Raw genomic sequence first — 14,718 nt, forward strand, 5'->3', positions numbered from 1 at the left:
TCTGGAGAGACGCAGTGTCCCAACAATTCTTCGAACGCCACCAGCCCCTGCTGGAGCAAGCCATGGCCGCAGCCTCCCTGCGCGGCTACTGGAGCCCCTTTGCCGAATCGCCCAGCCCCCGCAACTACGGCGAGACCGCCAACGACGAGGGCCGCGCCGCTTTTGAAGCCCTGAAGGGCAAGCCTTTTCCGCTGAACCTGCATGATGCCGACGGCACCGTGGGCGGCGAAAAATCGCCCTATGGCTTCGACCTGGGCATTAGCTATCCGCACGTGCCGGTCGATAAGCTGATTGCCGCCTCCAAGCGCGCGCTGGAAGACTGGCGCCGTGCCGGTCCGCGCGCCTGGGTGGGCGTGTCGCTGGAAATCCTGGCCCGTCTGAACAAGCTGAGCTTCGAGATCGCCTATGCGGTACAGCACACCACCGGCCAGGGCTTCATGATGGCATTCCAGGCGGGCGGCCCGCACGCGCAGGACCGCGGCTTCGAAGCCGTGACCTACGCCTGGCAGGAAATGTCGCGCATCCCCGGCTTGGCCGTCTGGGAAAAGCCGCAAGGCAAGAACGACCCGATCCGCATGGAAAAGCAGTTCACCGTGGTGCCGCGTGGCGTCGCGCTGGTGATCGGCTGCTCCACGTTCCCGACCTGGAACGGCTACCCAGGCTTGTTCGCCAGTCTGGCCACCGGCAACACCGTCATTGTCAAACCGCACCCTGGCGCCATCCTGCCCTTGGCCATCACCGTGAAGGTGGCGCGCGAAGTCCTGCAGGAAGCGGGTTTCGATCCGGACGTGGTGCTGCTGGCCGCGCATGAAGCCGGCGACGACACCGCGCAGAAGCTGGCGCTGGACCCGGCCGTCAAGATCGTTGATTTCACTGGCAGCACCGCCAACGGCGACTGGCTGGAAAACAATGCCCGCCAGGCGCTGGTCTACACCGAGAAGGCCGGCGTGAACCAGGTCATCATCGATTCCACCGACGACCTGAAGGGCGTGGCCCGCAACCTGGCGTTCTCCCTGGCCCTATATTCGGGCCAGATGTGCACCGCACCGCAGAATATCTATGTTCCGCGCGATGGTATCCAGACTCCGGAAGGCCGCGTCAGCTTTGACGAAGTCGCCGCCGCCCTGGGCGCTGCCGTCGAGAAGGTGGGCGCCGATGCGGCCAAGGCCGTCGAGCTGACCGGCGCCATCCAGAATGAAGGCATTGTCGAGCGCATCGAGAAGGCCCGCGCGCTGGGCCTGCCGGTGGTTGCCGACAGCAAGGCGCTGACGCATCCGCAGTTCGAGAATGCCCGCGTCCGCACGCCGCTGCTGTTGCGCACGGAAGCCGGCAATGCCGCCATCAGCCAGGAATGGTTCGGCCCGATCGCCTTCGTGGTGGCCACCGATTCCACCACCCACAGCATCCAGTTGGCGCGCGACAGCGTCATCAAGCATGGCGCACTGTCGCTGTCCGCCTACACCACCAGCGACGCCGTCGCCGACCAGGTGCAGGACGCGGCGGAAGTCTCCGGGGTGTCCCTGTCGCTCAACCTGACCGGGGGCGTGTTCGTTAACCAGACCGCCGCCTTCAGCGATTTCCACGGCACCGGCGCCAACCCGGCCGCCAACGCCGCGCTGTCCGACTCGGCCTTCGTGTCCAACCGCTTCCGCGTGGTGCAAACCCGCCGCCATGTTTGAGGATGAGGCCCACCCCCGAAGCGCTGCGCGCTCCCCCCTCGAGGGGGAGCAACTGCGGACCGGCAAAGCCGACTCCGCGCTGCCCGGCTAGGGGGGGCTGATGATTTTTGACGTGAGTGGCGTGCCCGCCATGGATAACTGATATGACCTATCAAGACATTCAATTTGACCTGTCGGGCGGCATCGCGCGCTTGACGCTGAACCGTCCGGACAAGCTGAACAGCTTCACGGCCAACATGCATGGTGAAGTGGCCGATGCCCTGACCCGCGTGGAAACCGAAGGTGCGCGCGTGCTGGTGTTGACCGGCGCCGGCCGCGGCTTCTGCGCCGGCCAGGACCTCAGCGAACGCAAACCCGCGCCCGACGGTACGCCGCCGGATCTGGGTGAGACCGTCGACAAGTTCTACGGACCGCTGGTGCGCCGCGTGAACGCCTTGCCGATGCCCGTCGTCGTGGGTGTGAACGGCGTTGCCGCGGGGGCTGGCGCCAACCTGGCGTTCGCCGGAGACATCGTCATCGCCAAGGCTTCGGCCTCGTTCATCCAGTCGTTCTGCCGCCTCGGGCTTATTCCCGACACCGGCGGAACGTTCGTGCTGCCGCGCCTGGTTGGCCGTGCTCGCGCCATGGGCCTGGCCATGCTGGGCGACAAGCTCAGCGCCAAGCAGGCAGAAGAATGGGGCCTGATCTGGCAATGCGTGGCGGACGACGAATTCGACGCCACGCTGGAGCGCCTGGCCCAGCACTTCGCCAAGGCGCCCACCAAGGGCCTCGCCTACACCAAGCGGGCCATGCAGGCCAGCCTGGGCAATGACCTGTCCACGCAGCTGGACCTGGAGCGCGACATGATGCGCGAACTCGGCCGCAGCGCTGACTATGCGGAAGGCGTGGCCGCCTTCCTCGGCAAACGCGAACCGCAATTCAAGGGGCAATAAGAATGAATGCACATGTTCCCGCGGTCGAAGTGCCGACCGATCCCCAGGAGCTGGCGCAGGCCGTCGGCACCGTGATGTACGCGGGTGACGCGGCGTCGCAGGGCCTGGATATGAAAGTCGAAGAAATGGCACCGGGTTATGCGCGCCTGACGATGCGCGTGCGCGCCGACATGCTGAACGGCCACAAGACCTGCCACGGCGGATTCATCTTCGCCTTGGCGGACAGCGCCTTCGCCTTTTCCTGCAATTCGCGCAACGTCAGCACCGTGGCCTCGGGCTGCACCATCGACTACCTGGCCCCAGGCTTCGAAGGAGACCTGCTGACCGCTGTTGCCCAAGAGCGTTCGCTGGCCGGCCGCACCGGCGTCTATGACGTGACCGTGACCAATCAGGACGGACGCAACGTGGCGTTGTTCCGCGGCCGCTCCTACCGCATCAAGGGCCAGATCGTCGGGGTTCCGGCGGACGCTTGAGGCAGCCATCCAACCAAAGATACGGCCGCGGGCCGGATTGATGGCTTGCGGGTATCCCGCCCGCCAGGCAACCGGACCCCGCGCAGAGAGAATTTCAGGAGAGAGATAACCATGTCCAACACCATGAGCAAGCCGGGGCTGGACCCCATCGAGCATGCCAGCGAGGATGAGCTGCGCGCGCTGCAGCTGGAGCGGCTGAAGTGGTCGCTCAAGCATGCTTACGAAAACGTTCCGCACTACAAGAAGGCCTTCGATGAAGCCGGGGTGCATCCCGACGACTTGAAACAGCTTTCCGATATCTCGAAGTTTCCCTTCACCACGAAGAAGGAATTGCGCGAGAACTATCCCTTCGGCATGTTCGCCGTGCCGCGCGAGCGCATCTCGCGCATTCATGCCTCCAGCGGCACCACCGGCAAGCCCACGGTCGTGGGCTACACCAAGAGCGACCTGGACAACTGGGCCAATCTGGTGGCGCGCTCGATCCGCGCGGCGGGCGGCAAGCCGGGCGACACGGTGCACGTTGCCTACGGCTACGGTCTCTTCACCGGCGGCCTGGGCGCGCATTACGGCGCGGAACGCCTGGGCTGCACGGTCATTCCGATGTCGGGCGGACAGACGGAAAAGCAGGTGCAACTGATCAATGATTTCCGTCCGGACATCATCATGGTCACGCCTTCCTATTTCTGCAATATTCTGGAGGAACAGCGCCGCCAGGGGATTGATCCGCGTCAAAGTTCGTTGCGCATCGGGATTTTCGGCGCCGAACCCTGGACCGGGCAGATGCGTGCCGACATCGAAGCCGAAGCGGGCATCGATGCCGTCGACATCTACGGCCTGTCGGAAGTCATGGGCCCGGGCGTGGCCAGTGAATGCGTCGAGACCAAGGACGGTCCGGTGGTCTGGGAAGACCACTTCTACGCGGAAATCATCAATCCCGACACGGGCGAACCCGTGGCCGACGGCGAGCCGGGTGAGCTGGTGTTCACCTCGCTCACCAAGGAAGCGATGCCCATCATCCGCTACCGTACCCGCGACCTGACGCGCCTGCTGCCGCCAACCGCGCGCAGTATGCGCCGCATCGGTAAGATCACCGGCCGCAGCGACGACATGCTGATCGTGCGCGGCGTCAATATGTTCCCGACCCAGGTCGAGGAGCTGGTGCTCAAGATCGCCCAGCTGGCGCCACACTACCAATTGGTGTTGTCGCGCACCGGCAATATGGACGAACTGGAAATCCTGACGGAACTGCGCGCGGAATTTTCGACGCTGTCGGATGCGGAACGCGCCAATCTGGGCAAGCAGCTCCAGCACGCGGTCAAGACGCACATCGGCGTCAGCGCGCGCATCCAGGTATCGGATGCTGGCCACGTGGAGCGCACGCTGACCGGCAAGGCGCGCCGCGTGATCGATAAGCGGCCGAAATAATAATAGGGCCCCCCCCACGCCGCGCCCGCTGCGCGGGCTAGCTGCCCCCCGAGGGGGCGGCGCCGCCTTAGGGCGGCCTGGCGGCGGCGCGAGCCCCCAACGCCGCGCCCGCTGCGCGGGCTAGCTGCCCCCCGAGGGGGCGGCGCCGCCTTAGGGCGGCCTGGCGGCGGCGCGAGCCCCCACGCCGCGCCCGCTACGCGGGCTAGCTGCCCCCGAGGGGGCGGCGCCGCGAGCCCCCAACGCCGCGCGCGTGTTCCAGGAAGCGGTAGTGAAAAAGCAGCCGCAAGGCTGCTTTTTTTACTTGATTGTCCCGCGCACGATGCGCCGATACCAGTAGTGGAGCAGGGCGGCAGAGAGCCCCAGGCCGACCATGGCCATCAGCCACATGCTGCCCGCGCCTTGTGGCGATCCGGGGACCAGGATGGCGCGCACGCCGTCCAGGCCGCCGCGGCCCGGGCCGAAGCCGAACCACCAGCCGCCCACCAGTCCCACGCCCGCCAGCGCAACGACTTGCAGCAGCAGGGGAACCACCGCCACCTTGTAGGCGCGCAGCAGATAGGAGTTGATGCATTGCATCGAATCGAACAGATGGAACAGGGGCAGGACGGCCAGCAGCGTGGTGGCTACCGCAGCCACTTCGGGGTTGTCGGTGTAGGCGGCCAGGATGAGGGGACGGCCGGCCAGCAGTACTCCCGCCGTCAGCAGCGCTCCCAGCAGGCCCAGCGCCAGTCCGGCCATGCCCGTGCGGTGCGCATGGGCCAGGTTGCCGGCGCCGATGGCCTGCGCGGTCAGGGCCGCGGTAGCTACGCCCAGCGCCATGGGCATCATGTAGCAGAGCGCGGCCAGGTTGGACATGATTTGGTGGCCGCCGGTCACGTAGGTGCCTTCGCGCGCCACCAGCAGCGCCATGAATGTGAAGGCCGACACCTCCACCAGGTACGAGCCGCCCATGGGAATGCCCAGCCGCAGCAGTTCCTTCAGCGTTTTCCAGTCGGGCTTGCCCACGTGGAGTTTGAAGCGCCGGTAGTAGCGGTCATGCGTAATGACCCAAAGGCCCAGCCCCAGGCTCATCCATGACACGACGGCCGTGGCCAGCCCGGCGCCGGTGGCGCCCATGGCCGGCAGTCCCAGCTTGCCGTAGATGAAGAGCCAATTGAAGAAGGCCTTGAAGCCGATGGCCGTCAGGTTGATCGCCATGACCAGCTTGGGGCGCGAGACCGAGGTGCCCAGCGCGTAGATGGTGCGGAACACCAGCGCGGCGGGCAACGCCAGCACCAAGGCCTGCAGGTAGGATCCGATGCGTTCCCGCACGCCGGGGGCGACTTCGCCCGACATGGACAACCACATGTCCGGAAACAGCATCAGCACGGCGCCGACCACGGACAGCCCCAGCGCCAGCCACACGCCCTGGCCCCAACTGCGGCCGACTTCGAGATTGTTGCCGGCGCCGAAATGCTGGGCCAGGATGGGGATCAGGGCGTGCACCACGCCCATCAACCCGACGAAGATGGTGATGTAGATGGAGGCGGACAGCGCCATGGCCGCCAGGTCGGCCGCGCTGGAGTGGCCCGTCATGGCGGTGTCCAGCACGCCAAAAGAGATGCCCGCCCATTGGCTGACCAGCACCGGCCAGGCCTGCCTGGCGATGCCGCGCAGGGTGGCGCCGAAACTCATCGGCGCATTGGGGGCGGGTGTCATCGGGGGGAGCCGACTCTGAGCAGGCGGAATACTTCCTGACGGTCCGCGCGGCGGCCTCCCTGCCACAGCACTTCGGCGCCGTCGCTGTAGGCGGCCGTGTTGTCGCGCAGGCTCTGGTTGCTGGTCTGTTGCAGCACCAGCGTGCAGCGGGAGTCGAAGGTGAATGTCAGGTGATTGAAGATGAGGAACGAGGCGCGCTGCCCGCTGCCCAGGCTCAGCCCGCGGACGCATTCGCCGGGTCGCACGTGCTGTTCCAGCGCCTGGGCCAGTTGGCCCGACACGGTGCGATAGCTGCGGGCGTAGTCCACTGCCGGCTGCCATAGCAGCACCAGGAGGATCCAGGTCACGGTCAGGCCGCCGGCCGACAGCACGGTGCCTCGCCACAGCGCTTGCGGCCGCACCCGCAGTCGCCACACCACCAACGCGATCCAGCCCACCGTAAAGCCTACGGCGAGCGCAAACGCGATCCAGGAGATCTCGGGCTGGTAACCGGTGGTCTGGCGGGCGATGTTGCGGGAAATCTGCGCCGGCCACTGGAAGTGCAGGGCGACCCAGCCGAGCCAGACCGTCGCTGCGGTCAGGGAAAAACACATGACGGCGAACCAGTCCAGCGTATTGACCACACCGCGGCGCAACGTGGGCAGGGAAAACGCGCCCAGTACCGCGCACGGCACGGCCAGCAGCACGTACTCGGAGTCGGACGCTTCTTCCAGTCCGAACAGCACCAGCGCCGCGCAGGCCAACATGGCCAGGGGCAGCCAGATGTGGGGCGCGTAGAGCCATGCGCGCCAGCGCCACACGGCCAGCAGGGCCAGCGGCCAGGTCGGCCACAGGTACCAAGGCAGGTCGCGCAGTGTGCGGCCCATGTCGTGCCAGTTGGGGGCGGCAAACGACGCCAGGTTCCAGATCTTCCAGTTGCGGATCCAGTACTCGCTGCTATGGCTGGCCGGAATCCACCAGGCCAGGATCAAAAGGGCGGTCAGCAGCACGGTCCAAGGTAGCCAGCGCCGGCATTTCCACAGGCGGCTGTGAGGGTAGAACGCCAGGGCCGCGCCTACCATGATGGGCAAGGCGCCCACCCAGCCGCGGGTGAGGAAACTGGCCGCCAGGGCAATACCCAGAGTGGTGCTGCCGGTGAACGGCCGGTCGATGCTGCGCGCCAGCGAATAGAACGCGAGCGCCTGCCACGCCATGATGGCGGGCACGACGGTGGTTTCGTGAGTGCGCTGCAGGATGCCGACCGTGGCCAGCAGCAACAGCAGCGCGGCGTCCGCCAACATGCGCCCATAGTCGCGGGGCTCGGGTTCGCCGCCGAATGGCAGCGCCAGCGGTTGGGCCTCGGCCCGGCGGCCCAGCAGGTAAGTGCCGTACCAGACGCTGGTGGCGGTGATGCCAAACCAGAGCAGGTTGGGCAACCGGCCGGCGGGGATGTCGCCGATGAACGGGCCGAACAGCCAGATGCATATCGCGCCCACCCAGGTGATCAGCGGGCCTTCCTCGGCATGGGCCAGGTGTCCCACTTGCGGCAGCAGCCAGGTGATGCCGCCTTCGCGGATCGCCGTGAGCATGGTTGCCAGCCCCACCGCATCGTCGGTTTTCCACGGGTCGCGCATGAACAGACCGGCCACGATGTAGGCCAGCGACAAGCCCAGCAGGATCAGCCTGGGCAGTTTTGCGGTGGCCACGGACGTGAGCCGGGCCGGAGTGGAAATGGAAAGTGGGGACACGGGCGTTAATGTAACCGAGTGGTCTGGTTGCGCTAGTACCCAGCGTCGAAATCGGACGGCCTGGGAGAAAAAAAAGCAGCCCGGAGGCTGCCTTTTTGCTGCGGCTCCCGCGGGAGCGACAGGATCAGGAAGCGGACTTGACCGTGCCGGCAGTGCGGGCGAAGCGGGCGCGGAATTTTTCCACGCGGCCGGTTTCGACGATGCGGGTTTGAGCGCCCGTGTAGAACGGATGCGATTCGGAGGTCACGTCGCACTTGAAGAGCGGGTACGTCTTGCCATCCATTTCGATGGTTTCGCGCGTTTGCACGGTCGAACGGGTGATGAACTTGTTGCCCGTTTGCAGGTCGGCGAAGACGACTTCGCGGTATTCGGGGTGAATGCCTTCTTTCATGGTGCTTTCCTAGGGCTCGATCGAGCCTTGCAAGTTGTTAGGGTCGCCAGCCAAAATGCCCGGTATCTCGCCTGCTTGGGTAATGGGTGCCCAGCGGCAGGATAGTCGTAAGCCGTTCTAGCCACGTATCCAAAAAGTAACCCCAAATTCTAGCATGGGAATTTTGGCCAGGCCAAGGGGGGGAAAGGCCCCGGATGGGGCGCTTCCTTGCTAAAAATCAGGGTCGGATAAGAATTCGCCTGGACCTTCAGGCTAGGATCTAGAGATCCGTGCGCAGCTTCCAGATCTCGGGAAACAGCACCACTTCCAGCATGCGCCGCAGGTAATCCACCCCCGAGGTGCCGCCTGTGCCGCGCTTGAACCCGATGACCCGTTCGACGGTGGTGACGTGGCGAAAGCGCCACAGGCGGAACGCGTCTTCCAGGTCGGTCAGCTTTTCCCCCAGTTGATACAGGTCCCAGTAGCGGTCGGGCTGCCGGTATACGGTCAGCCAGGCGGCTTCCACCCCCGCCGAGGATTCATAGGGCTGCGTCCAGTCGCGCTCGAGGTGATCGGCCGGCACGTCCAGGCCATGGCGCGCCAACAGCCGCAATGCCTCGTCGTACAGCGAGGGGGCTTCATAGGCGCTGCGAACCTGGGCAAGCAGGTCGTCGCGGTGCGCATGCGGCTTGAGCATGGCGGCGTTCTTGTTGCCGAGCAGGAATTCGACCTGGCGGTACTGATAACTCTGGAATCCACTGGAGCGCGCCAGATAGGGACGCAGCGCGGAATATTCGGGCGGCGTCATGGTTGCCAGCACATCCCAGGCATGGACCAGCTGTTCCATGATCTTGCTGACGCGGGCAAGCATCTTGAAAGCGGGCTGGAGGCGATCGGAGGCCACGTTTGCGATGGCGGCGCGCAACTCGTGCAGCATCAGCTTCATCCAGAGCTCGCTCGTCTGATGCTGGATGATGAAGAGCATCTCGTTGTGTTCGGGCGACAGCGGATGCTGCGCGCCCAGCAGTTCGTCCAGATGCAGGTAGTCGCCATAGGTCATGTCGCGCGTGAAATCCAACTGCGCTTTTTCCTGGCGGACGATGTCTTCGGGGCGTTCGGGGTGGGTCATGCGCGGCCTCCGTGGCAGGGCGGTGCCGCGCGACGGGCGGAGGCGGGCAGCGCGCGCCAGTTGGGCGCGTGCGGGCGGATGCGGCCGAGCGCCGCATGCGAGGCTGAATTTTTCTTCATGGTCGTGCTTCCAGAATGGGCGGCTGAATTTCCGGATCAGCCGCGCAATGGCCAGCGGACCAGCCTACAGTTCGCGCAGGACGGCGCGAACCGGGCTGGCATCGGCCTGGACCAGCGCCAACGGCAGTGCGATCAACTCGTAATCGCCTTCCGGCACGTCGTCGAGCACCAGGTTCTCCAGTACCCGCATGTCGTGCCGCAAGATCGTGTGGTGGCTGTCCAGGGTCTTGCTGGACGCGGGGTCGATGCTGGCCGTATCCAGGCCGATCAGCATGACGCCGCGCTCAGCCAGCCATTCAATGGTCTGGGGCGCGTAGGCGGAGAAATCGTCGGTCCACCAGTCCTGGGCAGCGTGCTTGGCGGTACGGACCAACACGCGGGGCGGCAGGTTCAGGGCCGCGTGGGCAAGATGGTCCACCGTGATGAGGGGGCCGCAATCGATGGCGTGGATGACGCGACAGGGGCCCAGGAACGGTTCCAGCGACACCGCCCCGATGGCGGCCGCGCCGTTCTCGTAGTGCAGGGGAGCGTCGGCGTGCGCGCCGATATGCGGGGACAGCGTGATTTCGCTGACATTGACCGGGCAGCCGGGCGTCAGCGACCATTTCCATTGCTGGCGGTACGGCGTATCGCCGGGGAAGACTGGCGATGCCGTGGAGACGGGCGGGGAAATGTCCCACAGGCGTTTCATATCGGGCGGAAATGGTCTGGAGATGCGTTAAGCCTAAAGCAATTGCGGGCGGTAGTCTAACGAATTCCGGGGCGGGCCGCAGCCTCTACAGGGCGCCGAGTTCGGCCATGGACACCACCGCGCCGGCCGCGACGACCAAATGGTCCACCAGCCTGATTTCCACCAGTGCGAGCGCCTGTTTCAGGTGCCGGGTGAATTCGCGGTCCGCGGCACTGGGTTCCGCCAGGCCAGAGGGGTGGTTATGGGCGATGATCAGGGCGGCTGCATGGTGGCGCAGGGCCTCGCGCACGACCTCGCGGGGGTAGACCGATGCCTGGGAGAGTGTGCCGCGCGCCAGTTCGCCGGTTGCGATCAGGCGCAGCCGGTTATCCAGGTACAGCGCGATGCAGTGTTCCACCTGGCGGTGTCCCAGCGCCATCTGGCAGTACTGCTTGACCTGCAGCGGGTGGTCCAGGTTGTTGATGCGGGCCAGGTCCTCCTCGATGGCGCGGCGGGCCAGTTCCAGCAGGGCGGCCAGCATGCAGGCCTTGGCCGCGCCCAGGCCGGGAACCGCCGTGAGTTCCTCGGGTGTGGCGCCCAGTAGCCCCCGCAGGCCGCCGAATCTTTCCAGCAGCCGAGTGCCCAATCCCACGACGTCCAGTCCGGGAATGCCGGTGCGAAGGGCGATGGCGAGCAGTTCCGCGTCCTGAAGCGCGGCGGCCCCCAGGCGCAGCAAGCGCTCCCTGGGGCGCTCATGTTTGGGGAGGCGGGCGGACAATTTCATAAGAGGCTCTAAAATCAAGGTTTATTCAATTGCATATACGGTGGCAGATCGTGAGCATCGCCTCTAATGAAGTGAACGTTTTGGTCCGTCCGGATTCCTACCTGACCCTGCACTACCGCATCACGCTGGCCTCCGGGCCGGGCAAGGATTCCGTGTTCGCCGACACCTTCGACGGCCGTCCCGGTACGCTGCAGATGGGCAGCGGCCAGTGGGCGCCTGGCCTGGAGGCGGCGCTGGTCGGCCGTGCCGAAGGCGAGCGCTTCAGCGTCACGGTGGCGCCGGCCGACGCCTACGGCGACCGCAATCCCGAACTCATCCAGCGCGTTACGCGCGCCATGCTGGCCGAGCATGCCGGCGCTGACGCCACCTTCGAGCCGGGCGATCTGGTGGAATTCACCGCGCCCAATGGCGGCCGCTATTCGGGCGTCCTGAAGGAAATCAATGATGAATCGGCCCTGTTCGATTTCAACCACCCGCTCGCGGGCATCAGCTTGCGGGTCGACGTGGCGCTCTTGGGAGTCCTCTGATGAGCCAGGCTGTCACCGCCGCGGGCGCGGAAGTCCTGCTGGCCCAGCCGCGCGGCTTCTGCGCGGGCGTGGATCGCGCCATCGACATCGTCGAGCGCGCGCTCGAGCTGCACGGCGCGCCTATCTACGTGCGCCATGAGATCGTCCACAACCGCTACGTGGTGGAAGACCTGCGCGCCAAGGGCGCCATCTTCATCGACGAGCTGGACGACGCGCCTGCGGGCGCCATTGTCGTGTTCTCGGCGCACGGCGTGTCCAAGGCAGTGCGGGCCGAAGCCGAATCCCGCGGACTGCGCGTGTTCGACGCCACTTGCCCGCTGGTCACCAAGGTCCATATCGAGGTGGCCCGCATGCGCGCGGCCGGCCGCGAAATCGTCATGATCGGCCACAAGGGGCATCCCGAGGTCGAGGGTACGCTGGGGCAGGCCCAGGGGGGCATGTATCTGGTCGAGACCGTTGAGGACGTCGCGGGCCTGCAAGTGGCCGATCCCGATAACCTGGCCTATGTTACGCAGACCACCTTGTCGGTGGATGATGCGGCGGCCGTGTCGCGGGCGCTGAAGCAGCGTTTCCCCAACATCGTCGAGCCCAAGAAAAGCGATATTTGCTACGCCACCCAGAACCGCCAGGACGCGGTCAAGGTCATGGCGCCGGATTGCGATCTGGTGCTGGTGGTGGGCAGTCCCAACAGTTCCAACTCCAACCGGCTGCGCGAAGTGGCCGAGCGCAAGGGGGTGGCGTCTTATCTGATCGACGGCGCGCAATCGATCGATCCGGCCTGGCTGGTGGGTCGCAAGCGCATTGGCGTGACCGCGGGCGCTTCCGCTCCGGAGATCCTGGTGCAGCAAGTGATCGACCGGGTCAAGGAACTGGGCGCGTTGTCGGTGCGCACCATGCCGGGCCTGGAAGAGAACGTGGCATTCCCGCTGCCCAAGGGACTATCCCGAAAATCGGCCCAGACGGAATCGCTGGAATAGTCGGGCGCACGATCGCCGTATCAGAACAAACAGAGTACCAAGGAGACTTCATGCAGTTGTACAGCTACTTTCGCAGCTCGGCCGCGTATCGAGTGCGCATCGCCCTCAATCTCAAGGGACTGCCGTACGAATATCTGCCCGTGCATCTGTTGAAGGATGGCGGTCAGCAGTTGTCGGCGGACTACCGCAAGGTGAACCCGACGGCGCTGGTGCCCACCTTGGTCGATGGCGACGCCGTCATCGGCCAGTCGCTGGCCATCATCGAATACCTGGAAGAAACGCACCCCGACGTGCCGCTGTTGCCGGCGGACGCGCTAGGCCGCGCGCGAGTGCGGGACCTGGCGCTGGGTATCGCTTGCGATACGCACCCGCTGAACAATCTGCGCGTATTGAAGTACCTGAAGCACACGCTGGGCGTGGACGAGGCCGCCAAGACCGCCTGGTACAAGCACTGGGTGCACCAGGGCCTGGAAGCCCTGGAGGCTCAGCTGGCGGGTTCTCCCGCCACCGGCCGTTTCTGCCATGGCGATACGCCCACGATCGCCGACCTGTGCCTGGTGCCCCAGGTGGCGAACGCCCAGCGTTTCGATTGCGACCTGTCGGCCATGCCCAATGTCGTGCGCATCGATGCGGCCTGCCGCGCGTTGCCGGCGTTCGACGCGGCCGCGCCGGGCAAGCAGCCCGACGCGGAATAAGGCAACCCGGGCGCGGGTCGGCTTAGCCGATCTGCACCGGCACGAAGATCTTGTCTTCGCCGCGTTGCACCAGCAGGGCGACCGTCTTGCCTGCCTTGGACAGCGCCTCCTTGACCTGCGCGACATTGCGTACCGGCACGCCGTTCAAGGACAGCAGCACGTCTCCCGGCTCGATCCCCGCCTTGGCGGCGGGGCCGATAGAGCGTTCGATCAGCAGGCCCTCGGCACCCGCTGCCTGTTGCTCTTGCGGGCTTAGCGGACGCAAGGCCAGGCCGAGCTGGCCGCGCTGCACTTCCTGATCGCCCGCTGAGGCCTGTGTCCTGTCCTTGGGCACGCCGCCCAGGGTCGCTACCAGTTCCTTCTGCGAACCATTGCGCCAGACGTCCAGCTTGATCTTTTCGCCCGGCGTGGCAAGCGTGATGGTGGAGGCCAGGTCGCCCGAGGATACGATGGTCTTGCCGTCTATCTTGCGAACCACGTCGCCGGGTTGCAGGCCGGCCTTGTCGGCCGCGCTGCCTTTCTCCACGCTGGAGACCAGCGCGCCCGAAGGGGTATCCAGCTTGAAGGAGTTGGCCAGGTCCTGGTTCACTTCCTGCACGGTCACGCCGAGCCTGGCGTGCTGCACCTTGCCGTGCTCGAGGATCTGATCCTTGATCTTGTAGGCCACGTCGATGGGGATCGAGAACGACAGGCCCTGGAATCCGCCGGTGCGGCTGTAGATCTGCGAATTGATCCCCACGACTTCGCCGCGGTCGTTGAACAGCGGGCCCCCAGAGTTGCCGGGGTTGACCGCCACGTCCGTCTGGATGAAGGGCACGGACGTATCGTCGGGCAGCGAGCGACCCTTCGCGCTGACGATGCCGGCAGTGGCCGTGTTCTCCAGGCCGTAGGGCGAGCCGATGGCCAGCACCCATTCGCCGACCTGCAACTGGTTGACGTCGCCCACCTTCACGACAGGCAGGTTCTTGGCGTCGATCTTGAGGACGGCTACGTCGGTCTGCGGGTCCGAGCCCAGCACCTTGGCCTTGTATTCGCGGCGGTCGGTCAGTTTCACAGTGACTTCCTTGGCGTCCTGTACGACGTGCGCATTGGTCAGGATGATGCCGTCGGCGCTGACGATAAAGCCGGAGCCTTCGCCCCGCATCGGCACTTCGCGCGAAGGCATCTGTCCGCGTCCGCCGGGGAACTGGCCAAAGAACTGGGCGAAGGGATCGCCTTCGTCTGCGGAGACCTTGCGGGTGCCGCTGACGCTGATGTTCACCACGGCCGGGCCAAAATCGCGCGTAATCTGCGCAAAGTTGGGCGGGCTGGAAGTGCCCGGCGCCTGGATGGAGGAAGTGATGGCCGGCGCGTTGGCCGCCATCGAAACGCCGCCGGTGAAGGCGGTTGCGCCCGCGCCGCCAATGGCGCCGGCAGCCAGCAGCGCCAGCACCAGGCGCGAGGGTTTCATTTGGGTGGTCTTCATGTCGGCTCCTGCGTTCATGTTGAAGGACATGGCGCTATCTTCGGGCCT

General features: G+C 65.7%; 14 protein-coding genes. 7 read left to right on the forward strand and 7 right to left on the reverse strand.

Annotated elements, in window-relative coordinates; genetic code table 11:
- Window positions 1–14 precede the first annotated feature (14 nt).
- The 4 genes from paaN to paaK all read left to right on the forward strand — a co-directional run bounded on the left by paaN (window position 15) and on the right by paaK (window position 4,509).
- Window positions 15–1,679, forward strand: a complete 1,665-nt coding sequence (gene paaN, locus VCS63_RS11015) for a phenylacetic acid degradation protein PaaN (RefSeq protein ID WP_323879723.1) — start codon at window positions 15–17, stop codon at window positions 1,677–1,679.
- Window positions 1,680–1,822: 143 nt separating this feature from the next.
- Entirely contained in the window at window positions 1,823–2,611 is a 789-nt protein-coding gene (gene paaG / locus VCS63_RS11020; RefSeq protein WP_063959869.1) for a 2-(1,2-epoxy-1,2-dihydrophenyl)acetyl-CoA isomerase PaaG, read from the forward strand.
- Between the two features lie 2 nt (window positions 2,612–2,613).
- Window positions 2,614–3,084, forward strand: coding sequence for a hydroxyphenylacetyl-CoA thioesterase PaaI (gene paaI, locus VCS63_RS11025; RefSeq protein ID WP_042792569.1), 471 nt, complete (start codon window positions 2,614–2,616; stop codon window positions 3,082–3,084).
- 111 nt (window positions 3,085–3,195) lie between these two features.
- Entirely contained in the window at window positions 3,196–4,509 is a 1,314-nt protein-coding gene (gene paaK, locus VCS63_RS11030) for a phenylacetate--CoA ligase PaaK (protein ID WP_042792570.1), read from the forward strand.
- Window positions 4,510–4,806: 297 nt separating this feature from the next.
- On the opposite strand, the gene VCS63_RS11035 is transcribed toward paaK, so the two are convergent.
- The 6 genes from VCS63_RS11035 to radC form a co-directional block, all read right to left on the reverse strand.
- Entirely contained in the window at window positions 4,807–6,207 is a 1,401-nt protein-coding gene (locus VCS63_RS11035; RefSeq protein WP_042792571.1) for an MATE family efflux transporter, read from the reverse strand.
- The gene (locus VCS63_RS11040; RefSeq protein ID WP_323879727.1) at window positions 6,204–7,934 is read right to left on the reverse strand and encodes a glycosyltransferase; all 1,731 of its coding nucleotides are present in this window, start codon (window positions 7,932–7,934) and stop codon (window positions 6,204–6,206) included. Before VCS63_RS11040 ends, VCS63_RS11035 begins: the two co-directional genes overlap by 4 nt.
- A 124-nt stretch (window positions 7,935–8,058) precedes the next feature.
- Window positions 8,059–8,325, reverse strand: a complete 267-nt coding sequence (locus VCS63_RS11045; protein WP_042792573.1) for a type B 50S ribosomal protein L31 — start codon at window positions 8,323–8,325, stop codon at window positions 8,059–8,061.
- A 259-nt stretch (window positions 8,326–8,584) separates the two neighbouring features.
- Window positions 8,585–9,433, reverse strand: a complete 849-nt coding sequence (kynA, locus tag VCS63_RS11050; RefSeq protein ID WP_063641693.1) for a tryptophan 2,3-dioxygenase — start codon at window positions 9,431–9,433, stop codon at window positions 8,585–8,587.
- Window positions 9,434–9,616: 183 nt separating this feature from the next.
- On the reverse strand, window positions 9,617–10,243 hold the full coding sequence (gene kynB / locus VCS63_RS11055) for an arylformamidase (protein ID WP_042792574.1): 627 nt from the start codon (window positions 10,241–10,243) through the stop codon (window positions 9,617–9,619).
- Between the two features lie 85 nt (window positions 10,244–10,328).
- The gene (radC, locus tag VCS63_RS11060; RefSeq protein ID WP_175201487.1) at window positions 10,329–11,006 is read right to left on the reverse strand and encodes a RadC family protein; all 678 of its coding nucleotides are present in this window, start codon (window positions 11,004–11,006) and stop codon (window positions 10,329–10,331) included.
- Between the two features lie 50 nt (window positions 11,007–11,056).
- Here radC and VCS63_RS11065 point away from each other — a divergent pair, with 50 nt between their 5' ends.
- Genes VCS63_RS11065 through maiA form a run of 3 tightly spaced genes read left to right on the forward strand, consistent with a single transcriptional unit; the run spans window position 11,057 to window position 13,205 of the window.
- Entirely contained in the window at window positions 11,057–11,533 is a 477-nt protein-coding gene (locus VCS63_RS11065; RefSeq protein ID WP_082884718.1) for an FKBP-type peptidyl-prolyl cis-trans isomerase, read from the forward strand.
- A complete protein-coding gene (ispH, locus tag VCS63_RS11070) occupies window positions 11,533–12,510 on the forward strand; it encodes a 4-hydroxy-3-methylbut-2-enyl diphosphate reductase (protein ID WP_042792577.1) in 978 nt (325 codons plus the stop codon). The genes VCS63_RS11065 and ispH overlap by 1 nt, the downstream gene beginning before the upstream one ends.
- A gap of 50 nt (window positions 12,511–12,560) precedes the next feature.
- A complete protein-coding gene (gene maiA / locus VCS63_RS11075) occupies window positions 12,561–13,205 on the forward strand; it encodes a maleylacetoacetate isomerase (RefSeq protein WP_042792578.1) in 645 nt (214 codons plus the stop codon).
- A 22-nt stretch (window positions 13,206–13,227) separates the two neighbouring features.
- Here the strand turns inward: maiA and VCS63_RS11080 are convergent, their stop codons facing one another.
- A complete protein-coding gene (locus VCS63_RS11080) occupies window positions 13,228–14,670 on the reverse strand; it encodes a DegQ family serine endoprotease (RefSeq protein WP_063642311.1) in 1,443 nt (480 codons plus the stop codon).
- Between the last annotated feature and the right edge of the window lie 48 nt (window positions 14,671–14,718).

Source organism: Achromobacter sp. D10, from assembly GCF_035282245.1.
Taxonomy (GTDB): Bacteria; Pseudomonadota; Gammaproteobacteria; order Burkholderiales; family Burkholderiaceae_B; genus Achromobacter; species Achromobacter insolitus.